The following is a 17,733-nucleotide window of genomic DNA, read 5'->3' as shown; positions in this document are numbered from 1 at the left end:
CCCGGCAGCTCAGCGTCGCAGGTAGGCGGTAAAGTCGATGTCGCCGGCACTGAGGATCGCCTGAACCCGGTTATGTACGTTGAGCTTGCGCAGAATGGCCGAGACGTGGGCCTTGACCGTGGTCTCGGCGATGTCGAGGTTGTAGGCGATCTGCTTGTTCGATTCGCCCTTGGTCATGCGTTCAAGCACCAGCAACTGCTTGCGGGTCAGCGCCTGGAGCAACTCCGGGGCAAACCCCTGAGGCTCGTTCTGGTTGCGTCGACTGGTGTTCTTCTGGGTACGGATGATGTCTGGCGGCAGGTAGACATTACCATTGAGGATCTGCTCGATGGCTTCGGTCATTTGCGAGCGTGGTGAGGACTTGGTGATGAAGCCCACTGCGCCGTAGGTAATGGCCTGCAGTACCACCTGTTTGTCCTGTTCAGCCGACACGATCACCACGGGCACCGTGGGCGCCTCGTTACGCAGGTTGATCAGCCCACCCAGGCCGTGCATGCCCGGCATGTTCAGATCGAGCAGGATCAGGTCGAGATCATCCGCACTCTGGGTGAGTTCCAGGGCGCTATCCAGGTCGGCGGTTTCCAGGACTTCACTGCCAGGGAAGCCGTCGCTGATCACATTGTGGATGGCCTCGCGAAACAGCGGGTGGTCGTCGGCGATCAGAATCTTGTACATGGCTTTGCACCTTATTGTTGTAGTCATGCTCGCAGGCAGGAGACTCAGGGGAAGACTTCGGGCGTAGCAGCGCTCAACGGCAGCCCGGCGGCTTCCCAGGCGTCGATGCCGTCACGGTACCAGTACAACCGGGTGTAGCCCAGCCTGGCGGCACGTTTGACCGCGTTCCAGCTTAGCCAGCAATCAGAGCGGCAATAGAACACCAGTGGGCGTTGCCGGTCATCAGCGCTCAGGCGTTGCAGGTGTTTCTGGAAATAGGCTGCCCAGTCAGCACTCAATTCGCCATCACCGGTATTGGCCAGCCAATGGCTACCGGGCAGGTTGGCATGCGCTTCGGTATCGATGAACCGGCCATGCAACCAGGTGCGGCGGTAGACATCGATCAACACGGGTGCCGGTGTGTTCTGCAGCAGTTGTTGCAGCTGCGCGGTATCGAGGGTTTGCGCGGGTTCGACGTGTGCAGGGGTGGGGCTTCGATACAGGGCAATGCGGTAGCCATCGCCGGAAAACAGCGGTGTATCGGCAAGTACCGGCGGCGTCACGATGGCAGAAAGCGTCAGGCAGACGAGGGCGGACATGGCACGCAACATGGTCGGCAGTCTCATTTTTGTTATGCCTTCATTACAGGCCAGTCGTGACGCTTTGTGAATGCGACCATCGACAGTAAAAGCAGTACCAAAGTAGTAGGTTTTGCGCGCTGGGACGCCTCTAGCATGAAGGTCCGCAACGTCCAATCCACTCACTGCCGGAGGCGCTATGGAGATCTTGCTGGTCGACGACCACCCGATGATCCGCCTTGGCCTGGCTCACACCCTGAGCACGGCATTGCCTGAGTTGCCGATTGCTGAGGCGGCCAGTGGCGAGGAGGCCCTGCAGCGGGTGCAGGAACATTTGCCGGGGTTACTGATCATGGATTTCGACCTGCCAGGTATCAGCGGCCTGGAAACCACCCGGCGCTTGCGCCAGCGCGTACCTCAGTTGCGAATCCTGTTTTTCAGCGAGCACACCGAATTGAGCCTGGTGCGACAAGCACTTGATGCCGGCGCCTGCGGCTTCTTGTCCAAAGCGGCGCAACCACCAGTGCTGGTTGAGGCGGTTCGTCGGGTACTGTCCGGGCATGCCTACATCGAGCAGCCGTTGGCGACCCAACTGGCCTGCCAGTCTCACCCTATGCAGGCCGGCGACGTGCGCCTCAGTGGCCTGACCCAGCGTGAGACGGAGATCTTCCTGATGCTGGCCAAAGGTACGCCGAGCCGGCTCATTGCCGAGCAGTTGTGCATCAGTGCCAAGACCGTTTCCAACTACCTGACGTTGCTCAAGAGCAAACTGCAGGTCAGCTCGCAGGCCGAGCTGGTGCATCTGGCAATCGACGCCGGCCTGCTGCGGATTGCCGCTTAGTCCCACGAAGCCGGACAGCCCTGGCAGGCCTCCATGTTGCTGTCCTGAAAGTTTGCATAATGCTGACGGCTGCCGCGCAGGTCGGCCTGTTCCAGGTTGCTCTCACCCAGTTTGGCTTCCTGCAGGTTGGCATCGACCAGGCGTGCGCCCCTGAGATCGGCTTTGCTCAGCCAGGTCATTTCCAGGTCTGCCGCCTGCAGGTTGGCCTTGTGCAGCTTGGCACCGGAGAGGCGGCCAAACTCAAGGTAGGCCGCGCTGAGGTTGGCATCGTTGAAATTGGCACCCTGAGCAAAGACGCCCCAGGCTTGTGCAGCCATCAGGTTGGCGCCGCTGAGGTCAGCCAGGCGCAGGTTGCTTTGTTGCAGGCTGGCGCGGGTCAGGTTGGCGCCTTGCAGCTTGGCTTTTTCCAGGTTGGCCAGATCGAGGCGAGCGTGGCGCAGGTTGGCCCCGCGCAGATCCGCGCCCGCCAGGTTCATCTTGCGCAGGTCCTGATTGCTCAGGTCGGCATTGCGCAGGTCAGCATCGGGGCACTGGCTTTCGGGCTGGATAGTGCAGCCGTTGATCGTCAGCGGCGTGTCGTCGCCGTTGTCGCTGCTGGCGGCGAAGGCGGGGCTCATGGCGACGGCGAGCAGCAGTGGAAGGTACTTCATGGGAGTCTCCTGGGGCAGTAAGAGGGCGATCGCTGGCAAGCCGACAGCCACAGTGCTTTGCTGTAGCTGCCGACATTGCTGGCGATGGGCGCCAGAGGCGCCCCTGAGGTTCACATCAACGCTGAGCGGTCTTGGTGTCCCAGGCCGGGATCTTGAACACCCAGAACGAGCCACCCTGTGCCACCGGCTTGGTCAGCTCGGCCATATCACCACCCCACAGCGGTACCGCGCCGCCATAGCCGACGGTCACGCCGATGTATTGCTCGCCGTCTTGCTCCCAGGTAATGGGTGGCGAAACGATGCCGCTGCCCGTCTGGAATTTCCACAGTTCTTCACCGGTCTTGGCGTTGAAGGCCTTGAAGAAACCGTCACCGGTGCCGGTAAACACCAGGTTGCCCTTGGTCGCCAGCACGCCGGCCCAGAGCGGCAGACGCTCTTTGTGTTCCCAGACCATCTTGCCGGTGGTGGGGTCCATGGCCCGCAACGAGCCGACGTGGTCTTCGTACATGCGCTTGATACGGAAGCCCATGCCAAGATACGCCGAGCCCTTCTTGTAGTTGACTTCTTCGGTCCAGTATTCCTCTTTCCACTGGTTTGACGGCACGTAGAACAACCCGGTGTCCTGGCTGTAGGCCATTGGGTTCCAGTTCTTGCCACCCAGGAACGGCGGCGAGACTTCGACCGGCTTGCCTTTGGTCTCGCCAGGTTCAGGCTTGGCCGGACGCTGCCCCGGGTTTTCGACCGGGCGACCGGTCTTGAGGTCGATATGGCTGGCCCAGGTGATGTTGTCGGCGAACGGGAAGGCGTTCTTCAATTTGCCGTTAGTGCGGTCAACCACGTAGAAGAAACCGTTACGGTCGGCGTGGGCGGTGGCCTTGTACTGTTTGCCATCCTTGTCCTTGTAGTCGAACAGCACCAGTTCGTTGTTGCCGGAGAAGTCCCAGGCATCGTTCGGGGTGTGCTGGTAGAACCATTTCACTTCGCCTGTGGTGGCGTCGACGCCTACCTGGCCAGAGGTGTAGAGGCTGTCATAGTCGTGCGGGTTGCCGTCTTTGGCGGTACGTGCCCAGGTGTTCCATGGGCCAGGGTTGCCGGCACCGACGATGATGGTGTTGGTTTCGGCATCGAAGCTGGCGCTCTGCCACGGGGCGCCGCCGCCATGGCTCCAGGCTTCGACCTTGCCGGTTTCGGTGGTGGGGTCGTTCGGCCAGGACGGCGCCTTGACGTCACCCGTCGGGGTGCTGTCCTTGCCGTTCATGCGGCCCATGTGGCCTTCAACGAACGGACGCATCCAGACTTCCTCACCGGTGTCCGGGTCGCGGGCGAACAATTGGCCGACCACGCCAAACTCATCGCCGGAGCTGCCGTGAATCATCAGGACCTTGCCGCTTTTCTGGTCCTTGATGAAGGTCGGCGCACCGGTCATGGTGTAACCGGCGCTGTGGTCACCGAATTTCTTGTTCCAGACGACCTTGCCGGTGTCCTTGTTCAGTGCGATGACCCGGGCATCGAGGGTGCCGAAGTAGATCTTGTCGCCGTAGATGGCGGCGCCACGGTTGACCACGTCACAGCACGGACGGATGTTGTCGGGCAGGCGGTGGTTGTAGGTCCACAGACGCTTGCCGGTCTTGGCGTCGAGGGCGAATACCCGCGAGTATGAGCCGGTGACATAGATCACACCGTCATTGACGATGGCCTGGGATTCCTGGCCCCGCTGTTTTTCATCGCCAAACGAATAGGACCAGGCAGGGGTCAGCTTGAACACGTTCTTGTCGTTGACCTGAGCCAGCGGGCTCCAGCGCTGAGCGTTGGTGCCCATGCCGTACTGCAATACGTTTTCGGTGGTCTTGTGGTCGTTGGCGATGTCTTCCCAGCTCACGGGCTTGGCATGTGCGGCCGGGGCCAGGGCAAGGCTGCCCACCAGCAGGACGGTTTGCACGGCGATGGACAGTGGCGAAAGCGCGGCGGGTAACGATCTTATTGTCATGGTGAGTGTTCCCAATGGAGGTTTTGGCCTGCATAGATTGGAACGCCGCTGCGTTGCGTGATACGGAAAAACTCCCGCCTGCCCCGGGAAAACTTCCCAGTCCGGATATGATTTGGCACTGCCCCACAAGCCCTACTACCAAGGGAGTAAGGCGCGGCCACCAAAGCAGCATGGGGCCACCCCTGCAGCCTTCCTAAGATGCCCGGCAGAACCTTTCAGTCGAGAGGTTTTCGCGTGCATCGTGCAGAGAAGTCGAGGGCAGAACAATGAAAACAGTAAAGAAAGCCTGGTTGAGCCTGATTGTGACTGGCAGCCTGTTGAGTGCGGGCGCCGTGTTCGCCCATGGCAACGTCGTACCCCAGGCGGTCAAGACCGACGGTCTGGAGCAACTGGGCAGCGAATGGCGCACGGAAAACCCTTATCGCAACACCGAACAACAGGAAAAGGCGGTCTCGATCGGTGCGTCTGCCTATAACCAGAACTGCGCCGCTTGCCATGGTCTCGAGGCCAAATCCGGTGGTATTGCACCGGACCTGCGCATGCTCGATGCCGGCGTAAACGGTGATGAGTGGTTTGTCGAACGCGTGCGCAACGGCGCGGTGCGCGACGGTCGCGTGTACATGCCGAAGATGGCGGATTACCTGAGCCAGGAAGCGCTTTGGGCTGTACGCAGCTACCTGGACAGCGTGCACGTCGAGGAGTGAGCCATGAGCCGCGGGCCGTTGCTGTTGGCGCTGCTGATGCTTGGTATGCCCGTGCAGGCCATTGAATCAGGGCCCGACCCGGTGCCGTCAGTGATGTGGGAGTTCTACCGCAAACAGTGGATCAAGGACGACCCCTATCTTTTTGACGCGCGGGTGCGTGTCATTGCTCCGCCATTTGCCGAGGACGCCCGCCAGGTGCCGCTGCAAATCGATGCGCGTGATGTGCCGGGCAAGGTCCGGCGCATCATCGCCTGGGCAGAGCTCAATCCCTTGCCGACAATCGTTGACTTTGAGCCGGGGCCGCAGGTGTTGCCCTGGTTGGCGATTCGTATCCGTATTGAGCAGGCTACCGCCTTGCGCGCAGCGGTGCAGACCGACGATGGCGTCTGGCATGTTGGTTCGGCCCTGATCGATGCCGCCGGTGGCGGCTGTACCGCACCCAGCGTGGTGCGCAGCCAGCCTGATTGGGAGCAGCGCCTGGGCCAGGTGCTGGGTGGCCGCTACCCGCGAGACGGCTTCAGTCGGGTACGCGTGCACGTAGCCCACCCGATGGACAATGGTCTGGTAGGCGGCACGCCAGAGTTCTTCATTGAGCAGGCTGAATTGTTCGATGTGGCGGGCCATTCATTGGCTACCCTGGTGTTGTACCCGGCGGTCAGTGAGAACCCCAGCCTTTCTTTCGACCTGCGCGATACCGGCCCGGTACGGCTGCGCTTGCGTGACAACAACGGCAATCAATTCGATGCTGCTCTGGAGTGAGGCGAACCCATGCGCTGGATAGTGCTATTGCTGGCTGCGATCAGCCTGCCGAGCCTTGCCGATCTGGACTACCACCTGGTGCCACGCCAGATTGCGGCCGACACCTGGATGCTGGAAGGCAGCACCGAAAACTTCTCTCGCAGCAATGGCGCCAACATCGTCAACAGCGCGTTTATCGTCACTGAAAGCGGCGTCGTGGTGATCGACAGTGGCCCGTCGCTGCGTTACGGCCAGGCCTTGCGCCAGGCCATTGCCCGTGTGACCGACAAGCCGGTCGTGCAGGTGCTGTTGACCCACCATCATCCTGATCATGCGTTGGGTAACCAGGCGTTTTCCGATGTCCCGATCGGCGCCCTGGCCGGCACCGGCGTGCGCTTGAAGGAGCAGGGCGATGCCCTGGCCGAGAACCTGTACCGGCTGGTGGGCGACTGGATGCGCGGTACGCAAGTGCTCCTGCCGAACCAGGTAATTGAACCCGGCACGCAGGTGTTTGGCAGCCACCCGTTGCGCCTGCTGGCGTTCAGTGGCCACAGCGGCGCGGACCTGGCGGTGTTCGATGAGAAGACGGGCGTTCTGTTCGCCGGAGATCTGTTGTTCTATCAGCGAGCCCTGACAACACCTCACAGCCCGGGGCTGGAGGTGTGGCTGCAGGACCTGCAGCAGTTGAAAGGCTTGCCCTGGAAACTGCTGGTACCCGGCCACGGACCAACGGCCAATGACGCGGCACCGTTCGAGCAGATGGTGGATTACCTGGGATGGCTCGATGGCTTGCTGCACGACAGTGCTCTGCAAGGGCTTGAGATGAATGAGGTATTGGCAACGCCAATCCCGACGCGCTTTGCCGGGATCAGCCTGACCCAGTATGAACTGACGCGAACCGTCAGCCATCTGTACCCACAGTACGAGCGTGACGTGTTGCGCCGGGTGGATCGCTGAGGTTTATCCGTGAATACGCGGCGCTTGCAGCGTTGACAAGCCGGCCTCCACGGTAGAGGCCGGCTTGCGGCAGCGCGCTGTTAAAGCGGGTAGTGCTTCAGTTCCCGTGCGATCAGCATCCGCTGGATTTCGCTGGACCCCTCATAGATCTGGGTGATTCGCGCATCGCGGTAGTAACGCTCAACCGGGTAGTCTTCCAGGTAGCCATAGCCGCCATGCACCTGAATCGCCTTGGAACATACCCGCTCGGCCATTTCCGAAGCGAACAGCTTGGCCTGGGAGGCTTCCGACAGGCACGGCAGGCCAGCGCTGCGCAGGCGTGCGGCGTGCAGAATCAGCAAGCGTGCAGCATTGATCTGCAGTTGCATGTCGGCCAGCAAGTTGGCGATGCTCTGGTGTTCGTTGATCGGCTTGCCGAATTGAATACGGTCGCGGGAGTAGGTCAGGGCCGCTTCAAACGCGGCGCGGGCGATGCCCAATGCCTGGGCGGCAATGCCGATGCGTCCACCTTCAAGGTTGGACAGGGCAATGGCCAGGCCTTTGCCGCGCTCGCCCAGCAGGTTGGCGGCCGGGATGCGGCAGTTGTTCAACGTCACAGCGCAGGTATCGGAGGCGCGGATGCCCATCTTGTGTTCGCTGCGATCAACGACAAAGCCTTCGTTGTCGGTAGGTACCAGGAAGGCCGAGAGGCCTTTCTTGCCTAGTTCGGGATCGGTCACGGCAAAGACAATGGCCAAACCGGCACGGCGGGCGTTGCTGACGAACTGCTTGGCACCGTTGATGACCCAGTGATCGCCTTGCAGCTCGGCACGGGTGCGCAGGTTGTGGGCTTCCGAGCCAGCTTGCGGTTCGGTCAGGCAGAAGCAGCCGATGACCTTGCCTGTGGCCAGCGGCTCAAGCCAGGTCTGTTGTTGCTCAGCGCTGCCATAGGCCAGCAACGGGCCGCAGCCGACCGAGTTGTGAATACTCATCAACGCGCCAGTGGCACCGTCACCCACGGAGATCTCTTCAACTGCCAGGGCGTAGGCGACGTAGTCGGTGTAGCTGCCGCCCCATTGTTCCGGCACGACCATGCCGAGCAGGCCGAGCTCGCCCATCTTCGCGACCACGCCATCGTCGATCCAGCCGGCTTTTTCCCAGGCTTGGGCGTGGGGGGCGATTTCGCCTCGGGCGAAGTCGCGCGCCATGTCGCGGATCATGATCTGTTCTTCAGTCAGTTCCAGGTCTTGCATGTGCGTACTCCAGCCCTCAGAGGCCTTCGAAGAATTGTTCGACGCGCTTGGATTCCAGCATCGCCAACGTCGGCGGGTTCCAGCGCGGTTGCTTGTCTTTGTCGATGATCAGCGCACGTACACCTTCCATCAGGTCACCGTGCTCGAACCATTGCCGGTCCAGGTGCAGCTCCATTTTGAAGCAGTCTTCAAGGCTTAGCGCACGGCCCCGACGAAGCATCTGCAAGGTGACCGCCATGGCCAGTGGTGAGCGACTTTCCAGGATTTCTACGGTTTTCAAGGCCCACTCGCGGCTATCGGCCACGTTCACACTGCGCAGTTGCTCGATGATGCTGGGCAGGTCGGGCTGGGCGAAGAAGTGGTCGATGGCGGGACGCAGGCGCGCCAGCGGCGGGTTTTCCAGCGTCTGGGTGCCGAGTTTGGCCAGTACGCCTTGCAGGTCCTTGAGCGGGTTGGCACTCCAGTTCAGGTTGTTCAGGCGCTCGTCCAGCACGGTCAATTGGCTGCTCTCGACGTACCAGTCGGCCAACCCGCAATAGAGTGCATCGGCGGCCTGAACCTGCACGCCGCTGACACCCAGGTAGATGCCGAGCTCTCCGGGGATGCGTGAGAGGAAGTAGCTACCGCCGACATCCGGAAAGTAGCCAATGGCGGTTTCCGGCATGGCCAGGCGGCTGCGTTCGGTCACGATACGCAAGTCCGCGCCTTGGACCAGGCCCATGCCGCCGCCCAATGTGAAGCCGTCCATCAACGCGAGGACCGGTTTGCGGTAGTGGTGGATCGCCAGGTCAAGGGCATATTCCTCGACGAAGAAGTCCTTGTGCAGGTTGTCACCCGCTTTGTAACTGTCGTAGAGCGAGCGGATATCACCGCCTGCACAGAAGCCTTTGGGGCCTTCGCCACGCAGCACGACGGCCTGCACCTGAGGGTCGCAGCTCCAGGCATTGAGGTGCTGGTGCAAGCTACGCACCATCTCCAGCGTAATGGCATTGAGACCGGCGGGGCGGTTAAGGGTCAGGTAACCGATCTGGTTGCGGACCTCAGCCAGTACTTGGGTAGTGTCGACAGAGACCGAAGGGTGGGCTTGCGCGGTCATCGCTATCTCCCTGCTTTGTTATTGATTTTCCACATGATTTGTCACGGTGTGGATGAGCTACTCAAGGATTGTCGGATCGTAGCAGTGCAAATTTGCCTAATACAATCCGCAAAACTGCAGTCCTTGTCTGCATTTTTGCATGCTGCGCCGCGCCTTGCGCACCCGGTACTGGCACTTTAGCGTTGTGGCACCGCCGTACAGGGTCTTACTTCCCATTACACACGGCCTTTAACGCCCGGCCAAAGCAGCAGCGCTCTAACGCCAAGGCAGCGTAGGGTGGCCAGTGCGCGCTTCCGATAATCGCCTCCGACACCTGTCCCCAACGTTTGCGGAGAGCGACATGCACAACAATAAGAACGCCAATGCCCGTTTCCTGCCGTTACTGGCCAGCGTAGCAGCACTGGGCCTGAGCCCTCTGGCTGAAGCCGAAATCATGTTGTACGACAAGGACCAGACCACCTTCGCGACTGACGGCTACATCAACGCCTTCTACGTCAACAGTGATGTCGATCGTGCGGGTGAACAATACGATCGGCGACAATCACGGGTGAAGATGGGCTTTTTGCCCAACTACCTGGGCTTTAACATGACCCGTCAGGTCGATGACCTGAAACTGGGCGGGCGTGCCTCGTTCTGGGTGACCATCAACGACAGCGAGACCAATGGCACCGACACCGCCATCGACGTCCGGCAGTTCTACGGTACGGTGGCCAACCCCGAGTGGGGCGAAGTGTTGATCGGCAAGGACTTTGGGCTGTTTGCCCGCTCCAACATCCTGCTTGACGAGTTACTCGCCGGCTACGGCCAGGTCAGCGATACCCTGGGGCTGGTGGACGGTGGCGGGGTCTCGTTTGGCAACATCGGCAGCGGCTATCCGTACCCGTTCCCTACGTCGCAGATTACCTACCGTACGCCGCTGATGGACGGGCTGCGGGTGGCGGTGGGCATCATGGACCCGGTCGATACCAACGACGACAGTGCCGTGGGCAAGGCGTACCAGGAAGCGCCGCGTACCGAGAGCGAGATTACCTACCAGTTCGATCTTGGTGGCGCGCAGATCTACAGTTGGCTCAACGGCTCCTACCAGACGTCGGAGAATACCGACCGTACGGTCGATACGGTGACGTCCAAAGGGCTCGGCTACGGTGTGCAGGCAAAAATGGGCCGCTTTTCGCTGACCGGCTCCGGTTTCACCGCCAAAGGCATCAACCCGTTTTTCACCAACAATGCCGGGGAAGCGACGTTGCGTGAAGTGGACAGCAAGGGCTACCTGATGCAGGGCTCGTACCGGTTCGGCAAGAACCGCGTGGCATTGTCTTATGGCAAGACCAACGATGATGGTAACGGCGCGGTCAATACCGGGGCGGATTACGAGACCCGAGGTGTCGCCTTGTTTCATGACATCAATGACAACCTCAAGCTGGTGGCCGAGTACAACCAGTTCGAGATCACCGGGCACGAGGGCGATGCCCAGAACGAAGACACGGATACCTTCGCGGTGGGCGCGGTACTGACCTGGTAACCCGTGGCACTACAACCAACGACACGCCGACCCAGTACCCAAGTAGCATTCGGCCTGCGCTGCGCCGCTCGTACACTGCCGCCAATCGCTATCGCCCCACCCAGGAGGCCGTTATGCAGCAGTTTCAGGCCGAAGGTGTCGTCAGTGCCATGTCTCGGGCAGCCGCCGCCGACGAGGTGGCGCAGGACCTGGCGCGGCAACTGTTGCATCCCCATCTGGGCTTCGTGCTGTTTTTCTGCTCGGCCGAGTATGACCTGCCAGCCCTGGCCCAGGCCTTGGGGCAAAGCTTTGGCGGAATCCGTCTGGCCGGTTGTACCAGCGCCGGAGAGATCACCCCCGAGGGCTACGGTCGCGGTTGTGTCACGGCGCTGGGTTTCGACCATCGGCAGTTCTCCATTGCCGCCGAACTGGTCGATCACATGCAGCACTTCAGCCTGATCGATGCCCAGCACATGGTTGAGCGTCTGGTCGGTGGTTGCCGGGGCAACACCCTGGCACCCATCAAGGGCCACAGTTTCGCCCTGACCTTGCTCGACGGCTTGTCCAGTCGTGAAGAAATGTTCCTGGCAGCCCTCAGTGCGGCACTGGGGGATATTCCGCATTTCGGTGGTTCGGCCGGCGACGACAACTACCTGCACCACACCCATGTCTATTTCGAGGGCGCCTTCCACACCGGCGCGGCGGTGGTGCTGTTGGTCAATACCTGGCTGGATTTCGAGGTCTTCACCACCCATCACATCCAGCCACGTACAGAGAAACTGGTCGTCACCCGAGCCGACCGCAACCTGCGCCGTGTGTATGAGCTGAATGCCGAACCTGCGGCATTGGAATATGCCCAGTTGATCGGCGTACCGGTCGAGGCGATCGATCACCGGACCTTCGCGGCTCACCCGTTGGCCGTTCGGCTCAACGAGCGCTACTACGTGCGGGCAATTCAACAGGTCCACGATGACCTGAGCCTGAGTTTCTACTGTGCGGTGGAGAACGGCATCGTGCTCAGCGCCATGTACCCCGGGCCGCTGATACCCAATCTGGAGCAGTTGTTCGAAGGTCTGCAGCAGCGCCTGGGGCCGCTGTTGTTGACCATCGGCTGTGACTGCTTCCTGCGTCGCCTGGAGCTGGAAGGCAGTGATGACTTTACCGCTGTCAGTACATTCCTGCGCGAACGCCGAGTGCTTGGCTTCAACTCCTATGGAGAACAGTTCAATGGCATGCACATCAACCAGACCTTCACCGGCGTTGCCATTGGACGGCCCCGACATTTGCGCGCAGGAGCAGATTGCCCAGCTTCAACGGGCCAACCACAAGCTGACCAGGATCAATGCCGCCCTGATTGAGCGCCTGGAATCGGGGGCTGGGCGTCCCGACGATGCCTATGCAGCCTTCCAGCATTCGGTGGTCCTGGCCGAGCAGGTTCGGGAACGTACCGACGCATTGAACCAGGCGATGGCCGAGCTCAAGGCCAGCAATCATTTGCTCAGCGACGCCCGGCTGCGCGCCGAGACCGCACACCAGCACCTGGTTGACGCCATTGAGAGCATCTCCGATGCGTTTGTGCTGTTCGATCAGGACTTGCGCATCGTCTTGTTCAATAGCCGGTTCAAGGCCTTTTGGGCCGGTAGCCGGATCCGCATTATCAGTGGCATGCGCCTGGCCGAGGTCAAGCGCCTGATGCAGACGACCGGTCTGTTCGCCGAGGCCTTGTGCAGCCCGGCCGAGGAGCACGGGGTCTATCGTCTACAAGACGGACGTTGGCTACAGGTCAGCGAACGGCCGACCCGTGACGGTGGGCGAGTGATGCTGTTCACCGACATCACCGAAGTCAAACTCAGCGAAACCCAGCGTCGTGAGCAGGCGGTGGCGCAGAAGTCGCGGCTGTTGCAACGGGCCGTGGACAACCTCTCCCAAGGGGTGGCGATGGTCAGTGCCGACGGTGTTCTGGAACTGTGGAACCGGCGCTTCCTTGAACTCAGCGGCCTGGCACCGATTGCCGCCCACCGTGAATTCGCCGAAGTGATCGGCGACAGTGAACTGGCCTTGCTCACGCCTGCCAGTCGCGATGCCAATGGCCGTGCTGTCCGTGAACTGGAGCAACGCCTGTATGACGGGCGGATGTTGGAGATACGCACTCATCCATTGCCCGCCGGTGGCTTCGTCAACACCTTCACCGACATTACCGAGCGCTACCAGCATGCGGAGGCGCTGAGCGAGAGCGAGCGCTGGATACGCCTGATTACCGACCATGTGCCGGCGCTCATCGCCTACCTCAATGCCGATCTGGTCTACGAGTTCACCAACAAGGTGTACGAGCAGTGGTACTGCTGGCCGCGCGGTCTGATGCTCGGCCAGAGCCTGCGCGAGGCGCACAGCCCCGAGCACTGCCAGCGCCTGGACAGTTACGTCGAGCGAGCGCTGGCGGGGGAGAGCGTGACGTTCGAGATGGCCGAAACCAACGTTAATGGTCAGGAGCGCTACATGCTGCGCTCCTATGTCCCCAATCAGTTGGCCAGCGGTGAAGTGGTCGGCATCTTCGTGCTGATTCGCGACATCACCGAACGTCGGCGTACCGCAGAGGCCTTGCACCAGGCCTATCAACACCTCGAAGTGCGCGTACGCGAGCGCACAGCGGAGCTGACCAGCCTCAACCAGCAGTTGTTGCGCGAGATTGAGGAGCGACGCATGGCCGAGGCGCGGTTGCGCGAGGCCAAGCAGGATGCGGATCGGGCCAACCTGTCCAAGACCAAGTTTCTCGCCGCCGTCAGCCATGACTTGCTGCAACCGCTCAACGCCGCGCGATTGTTTACCAGCGCTTTGCAGGAGCAGCACAGCAGCCCGTCGCTGGTGCGCAATGTCAGCAACTCGCTGGATGACGTGGAGAACCTGCTCGGCACCCTGGTTGATATTTCCAAGCTCGATGCAGGGGTAATCAAGGCCGATGTTGCGCCTTTCGTGTTGAGTGATCTGCTCGACAACCTCGCGGCCGAGTATGCCCACATTGCCGACACTGAAGGTTTACGCCTGGATTACGTGCCGTGCAGCCTGAAAGTGCGCAGTGACATCCAACTGCTGGCGCGCATCCTGCGCAACCTGCTCAGCAACGCCATCCGCTATACGCCCCAGGGCCGCGTGTTGCTGGGCTGTCGTCGGCGCGGTCAGCGGTTGTTGATTGAGGTGTGGGATACCGGTATCGGTATTGCCGCGGACAAGCGCGGGGAGATCTTCCAGGAGTTCAAGCGCGGGGATGTTCAGCGCCCGGATCAGGATCGCGGCTTGGGGTTGGGGTTGGCAATCGTGGAAAAAATCGCCGGCATCCTTGGGCACCAGATCACCGTACGTTCGACGCCGGGTAGGGGCTCGGTGTTCTCCATTGAAGTGCCGCGCAGCAAACGCGGGCCTCGCAGCCGCATCGCCGTGCCACCGCTGGAGCCGTTCATGGAGCGCCTGCAGGGGGCGCGCATCTGGGTCTTGGACAACGATGCGGCGATCTGTGCGGGGATGCGTACCCTGCTTGAACAATGGGGGTGTGAGGTGGTGACAGCGCTGAGTGAAGCCGACCTGGCTCGCCAAGTGGCCACGGACCGCGCCAGTGCCGACCTGTTGATTGCCGATTACCACCTGGACAACGGCCGCAATGGCGTTGATGCGGTGGCCGCGATCAACGCCCGTCGGGCGACACCCTTGCCGGCCTTGATGATCACCGCCAACTACAGCAACGAACTCAAGCAGCAGGTGCGTGCCCTGGGCCACAGCCTGCTGAACAAACCGGTGCGGCCGATGAAGCTCAAGGCTGCCATCAGCCACCTGCTGGGCCCGGTACTCAGCGCGGCAGACGTCCGCTGACAAAGTGGCTGACATCGTTGTAACCATGGGTTGAAGCGTGCCCCGGGGTCACCAGCGCGTCGATGAAGGCTTCGTCTTCGGCGGTGATCTCGACCGACAGGGCACCGCTGTAGGTGTCCCATTGGGCTTCGGTACGCGGGCCGACGATGGCGGAGCTGATCAGGCGATTGTTGAGCACCCAGGCAATGGCGAACTCGACCATGCCAACGCCTTTGGTTTCGGTGTAGGCGTGGATTTTCTGGGCGATTTCCAGCGACTCGGCCCGCCATTCCGTTTCCAGGATACGTTTGTCCTGGCGACCGGCCCGGCTGTTGGCATCGGGGGTGGCATTGGGCGCGTACTTGCCACTCAGGACACCACGGGCCAGCGGGCTGAACGGAACGATACCCAGGCCATGATGGGCGGCGGCGGTGAACTGTTCAGGCTCGGCCTGGCGGTTGACGATGTTGTACAACGGCTGGCTGACCACCGGTTTGGCGATGCCCATGCGCTCGGCCAGGTTGACGATCTCGGCAATGCGCCAACCGCGAAAATTCGACACGCCCCAATGGCGGATCTTGCCCTGGCGCAACAGGTCGCCAATGGCTGACACGGTGACCTCCAGCGGGGTGCCATGGTCTTCGCGGTGCAGGTAGTAGATGTCCAGATAGTCGGTGCCCAGGCGTGTCAGGCTGGCTTCGATGGCGTTGAAAATATGCTTGCGGCTCAGCCCGCTGCGGTTGGGAACGCCGTCTGCGGGGCCGAAGCCAACCTTGGAGGCCAGTACCCAGTCCTGACGATGGCGGGCGATGGCTTCCCCGACAATTTCCTCGGAGCGTCCGCCGTTGTAGACGTCGGCGGTGTCGATGAAGTTGATGCCCTGGTCCCAGGCTTTGTCGATGATACGCAGCGAGTCTTCGGCGCTGGTCTGTTCGCCGAACATCATGCTGCCCAGGGTCAGCGCGGACACTTGCAGGCCGCTTTGGCCCAATGGACGGTAGATCATGATTGAAACCCCCTGTGAATTTTGGATCCCATCTGTTTTACACAGATATGTGATGGATTAAAAGCACTGGTTGCGGCGCCCTGAAAACCGCCATCGTGTGGGAAGATGACTGTCGTGCAGCCTGTAACATGGAGTGCCTGAAGCATCTGCGCTTCCTCCACCGGTCCCCTGATCTACGAGCACATCAGTATGTTGGTGAGGTACTCTTTCTCAGTATTGGAAATACTGTCCGAGATGGCTCGCATCCATTGTGTAATCCAGATGGCAGGATTTAGGTGTGCAAGCGCCTTGGTTTGATCAATGCTCTAAGATGAGAGGCTGGTTTCATTGGTGGTAGATTTTTAGTTTCTTTTTCAAGTGTTGCACGTGTGTGTGGGTTGGGGGTGTATTATCTTATGCTATCTGGGGCGATTGAGTGTTAAAGGTGATGTGATGCGAGTGAATCTATCAATGGTTGGTTTGTATTTGGCTATTATTGGGTCTTCCATGTTTTATACGTTGTTTGTCATGTGGGGGGTGACGGAGGTGATTGAGTTGGAAGGAGGGGCTTACTGGGTTGTCGCCGGTGTTGTGTTTTTATTTATTGCTGCTTGTGGTTTGCGTTTTTATGTTCCAAAATTGCGTGATTTATGGTAGCCGAACTGCTACTTGTGATGGCGTTCATTTTCTGTTTCAGAGTTTTCCTCTGAAGTTATTGAGTTGATTGTAATCGAGTCTGCTAGGGCTTCTAAAAGCAAAGCCAGTTTTCCGGTGTGTTGGTATGCAGGCTCGTAATTCAAGGGGTCTCGCCTGAAAAGTTGTATTGAGTTCGTCTTGCGCAAGGGGCGAATCATGCCGCCAGCAGACAAAATTAAATCGACAGATCCATATGCCATATTCCCATTGTAATCATCCCTTAAAAGATATTGATAGGTACGTCTAGTGGGTCCCTGCGTCGGAGGACTATCGGGGCCGTTGTAAATATTCATCCCGCCTTCATATATGTTGTTGGCGCCATGTGCGATAAAAGCCGTCCCAATCGGGGCTCCCAATCCGTATGAAGCCCCCGTGATCGTGACGCCTACCTCAATTTGTACAGCGCCTGCTACGACCACGATACCGTTCTGAGCGTAAAAAAAGGCCCTGGAGGAGAGATCGGCATATTCCTCCTTTATTTCTTTCACGCCCTCCCAAGCACTTATCAGACCGTCGTTAACGTCCTTTATTATTTCGTTTGTGTAACTTGAAACGATTGAGCTGAACTGAAGCTGAGTAACGCCATCATGGAGGTGCGTAGAGCCGACGGTGCACCCCAATGCAACTAGGTCGGCGGCTGCTTTGGTTACATCATTAATGTCACATGATTGTTCATCCATTGTCGTCACCCCAAGAGCTATAGGCGCTGGTACTTGCTTGGTGGTGCACCCAGCTGATTTCTCGATATCTAATGGCAATAAGCTCCTGTGGTTGCGCGTCGCCCATGTGAATGGTATGTGGTACCTGAACACTTAAGTTGACAATTCGACCGCCACCTAATATCGCGGTAAAGTATTTCTCTTGGTGACCAGAGGATGAGGTTCGGTAAAAATTGATTTTGCACTCGATTTCTTCACCCTCATGAAGAGCATTGGCTAATAATGGAGTGGATTTGTCAATATTCTTTGTAAGAGTAACGGGCATGTGTTTGCCTCTGCCGCCTGACGTTGTTCCATTATTTCCGGCGACCATGTTGTGAGAGTAGGCGAGCACCATGATTTCGTCTTCGTGGCCAGCTTGGCACTTGTTTCCGATAGAGTCCTGGCTGGAGCAGCCAGCTGAAATTAAACCTTGTTTTTTTCCAGTAATAGTCATGTAGCTGTGATTGGCCATATGTTCCGCTCCTTGTGGCTAGTGCGTGCAGTTTATTGCAAGGAGGGGAAACCTAATGTAGGAGGTTTCCGAAAAAATATACTAAATGTGTCTCGTATGGG

At 59.7% G+C, this 17,733-nt stretch carries 16 protein-coding genes and 1 pseudogene; 8 read left to right on the top strand and 9 right to left on the bottom strand.

The annotated features are described in order from the left end of the window. Positions 1 to 9 precede the first annotated feature (9 nt). Positions 10 to 675 carry a response regulator transcription factor gene (locus IE038_RS02875; RefSeq protein WP_163938484.1) on the bottom strand — a complete coding sequence of 222 codons (666 nt, stop codon included), beginning with the start codon at positions 673 to 675 and terminating at the stop codon, positions 10 to 12. Positions 676 to 719: 44 nt separating this feature from the next. Continuing rightward, positions 720 to 1,265 carry a PQQ-dependent catabolism-associated CXXCW motif protein gene (locus tag IE038_RS02870; protein WP_163938498.1) on the bottom strand — a complete coding sequence of 182 codons (546 nt, stop codon included), beginning with the start codon at positions 1,263 to 1,265 and terminating at the stop codon, positions 720 to 722. Between the two features lie 166 nt (positions 1,266 to 1,431). Between IE038_RS02870 and IE038_RS02865 the strand changes: the two genes are divergently transcribed. Next, entirely contained in the window at positions 1,432 to 2,073 is a 642-nt protein-coding gene (locus IE038_RS02865; protein WP_163938481.1) for a response regulator, read from the top strand. On the opposite strand, the gene IE038_RS02860 is transcribed toward IE038_RS02865, so the two are convergent. Then, positions 2,070 to 2,723 carry a pentapeptide repeat-containing protein gene (locus tag IE038_RS02860; RefSeq protein ID WP_163938478.1) on the bottom strand — a complete coding sequence of 218 codons (654 nt, stop codon included), beginning with the start codon at positions 2,721 to 2,723 and terminating at the stop codon, positions 2,070 to 2,072. The two genes, IE038_RS02865 and IE038_RS02860, sit on opposite strands and share 4 nt — an antisense overlap. A 115-nt stretch (positions 2,724 to 2,838) precedes the next feature. Further along, a complete protein-coding gene (gene exaA, locus IE038_RS02855) occupies positions 2,839 to 4,710 on the bottom strand; it encodes a quinoprotein ethanol dehydrogenase (RefSeq protein WP_189395090.1) in 1,872 nt (623 codons plus the stop codon). A gap of 266 nt (positions 4,711 to 4,976) precedes the next feature. Here exaA and pedF point away from each other — a divergent pair, with 266 nt between their 5' ends. The 3 genes from pedF to IE038_RS02840 are packed head-to-tail and all read left to right on the top strand — an operon-like array spanning position 4,977 to position 7,109. Then, positions 4,977 to 5,414, top strand: coding sequence for a cytochrome c-550 PedF (gene pedF, locus IE038_RS02850; protein WP_099774919.1), 438 nt, complete (start codon positions 4,977 to 4,979; stop codon positions 5,412 to 5,414). Positions 5,415 to 5,417: 3 nt separating this feature from the next. Then, the gene (locus IE038_RS02845; RefSeq protein WP_163938475.1) at positions 5,418 to 6,173 is read left to right on the top strand and encodes a quinoprotein dehydrogenase-associated SoxYZ-like carrier; all 756 of its coding nucleotides are present in this window, start codon (positions 5,418 to 5,420) and stop codon (positions 6,171 to 6,173) included. 9 nt (positions 6,174 to 6,182) lie between these two features. Then, positions 6,183 to 7,109 carry a quinoprotein relay system zinc metallohydrolase 1 gene (locus tag IE038_RS02840; protein ID WP_189395089.1) on the top strand — a complete coding sequence of 309 codons (927 nt, stop codon included), beginning with the start codon at positions 6,183 to 6,185 and terminating at the stop codon, positions 7,107 to 7,109. 80 nt (positions 7,110 to 7,189) lie between these two features. On the opposite strand, the gene IE038_RS02835 is transcribed toward IE038_RS02840, so the two are convergent. Together IE038_RS02835 and IE038_RS02830 are read right to left on the bottom strand one after the other, a co-directional pair. Then, positions 7,190 to 8,341: an acyl-CoA dehydrogenase family protein gene (locus IE038_RS02835; RefSeq protein WP_065758349.1), complete on the bottom strand. Its 1,152-nt coding sequence runs from the start codon at positions 8,339 to 8,341 to the stop codon at positions 7,190 to 7,192. 16 nt (positions 8,342 to 8,357) lie between these two features. Beyond that, positions 8,358 to 9,437, bottom strand: coding sequence for an enoyl-CoA hydratase/isomerase family protein (locus IE038_RS02830; RefSeq protein ID WP_163938472.1), 1,080 nt, complete (start codon positions 9,435 to 9,437; stop codon positions 8,358 to 8,360). Positions 9,438 to 9,777: 340 nt separating this feature from the next. Here IE038_RS02830 and IE038_RS02825 point away from each other — a divergent pair, with 340 nt between their 5' ends. The 3 genes and pseudogenes from IE038_RS02825 to nahK all read left to right on the top strand — a co-directional run bounded on the left by IE038_RS02825 (position 9,778) and on the right by nahK (position 14,799). Next, the gene (locus IE038_RS02825) at positions 9,778 to 10,959 is read left to right on the top strand and encodes a porin (protein ID WP_163938469.1); all 1,182 of its coding nucleotides are present in this window, start codon (positions 9,778 to 9,780) and stop codon (positions 10,957 to 10,959) included. Between the two features lie 113 nt (positions 10,960 to 11,072). After that, a pseudogene (gene nosP, locus IE038_RS02820) lies at positions 11,073 to 12,218 on the top strand (nitric oxide-sensing protein NosP); the annotation flags it as partial. Beyond that, positions 12,166 to 14,799, top strand: coding sequence for a hybrid sensor histidine kinase/response regulator NahK/ErcS' (gene nahK, locus IE038_RS02815; protein WP_189395088.1), 2,634 nt, complete (start codon positions 12,166 to 12,168; stop codon positions 14,797 to 14,799). The pseudogene nosP and the gene nahK, both read left to right, overlap by 53 nt. Here the strand turns inward: nahK and IE038_RS02810 are convergent. Next, positions 14,777 to 15,784: an aldo/keto reductase gene (locus IE038_RS02810; protein ID WP_189395087.1), complete on the bottom strand. Its 1,008-nt coding sequence runs from the start codon at positions 15,782 to 15,784 to the stop codon at positions 14,777 to 14,779. The two genes, nahK and IE038_RS02810, sit on opposite strands and share 23 nt — an antisense overlap. A 432-nt stretch (positions 15,785 to 16,216) precedes the next feature. Here IE038_RS02810 and IE038_RS02805 point away from each other — a divergent pair, with 432 nt between their 5' ends. Beyond that, positions 16,217 to 16,420 carry a hypothetical protein gene (locus IE038_RS02805; protein ID WP_189395086.1) on the top strand — a complete coding sequence of 68 codons (204 nt, stop codon included), beginning with the start codon at positions 16,217 to 16,219 and terminating at the stop codon, positions 16,418 to 16,420. An 8-nt stretch (positions 16,421 to 16,428) separates the two neighbouring features. Here the strand turns inward: IE038_RS02805 and IE038_RS02800 are convergent, their stop codons facing one another. Both IE038_RS02800 and IE038_RS02795 read right to left on the bottom strand, forming a co-directional pair. Next, positions 16,429 to 17,139: a DUF4225 domain-containing protein gene (locus IE038_RS02800; protein WP_189395085.1), complete on the bottom strand. Its 711-nt coding sequence runs from the start codon at positions 17,137 to 17,139 to the stop codon at positions 16,429 to 16,431. Continuing rightward, the gene (locus IE038_RS02795; protein WP_163933048.1) at positions 17,132 to 17,632 is read right to left on the bottom strand and encodes an Hcp family type VI secretion system effector; all 501 of its coding nucleotides are present in this window, start codon (positions 17,630 to 17,632) and stop codon (positions 17,132 to 17,134) included. The genes IE038_RS02800 and IE038_RS02795 overlap by 8 nt, the downstream gene beginning before the upstream one ends. Between the last annotated feature and the right edge of the window lie 101 nt (positions 17,633 to 17,733).

The sequence above is a fragment of the Pseudomonas laurentiana genome (assembly GCF_014648275.1).
GTDB classification, from domain to species: Bacteria; Pseudomonadota; Gammaproteobacteria; order Pseudomonadales; family Pseudomonadaceae; genus Aquipseudomonas; species Aquipseudomonas laurentiana.
This window is presented reverse-complemented; position numbering and strand designations above follow the sequence as displayed.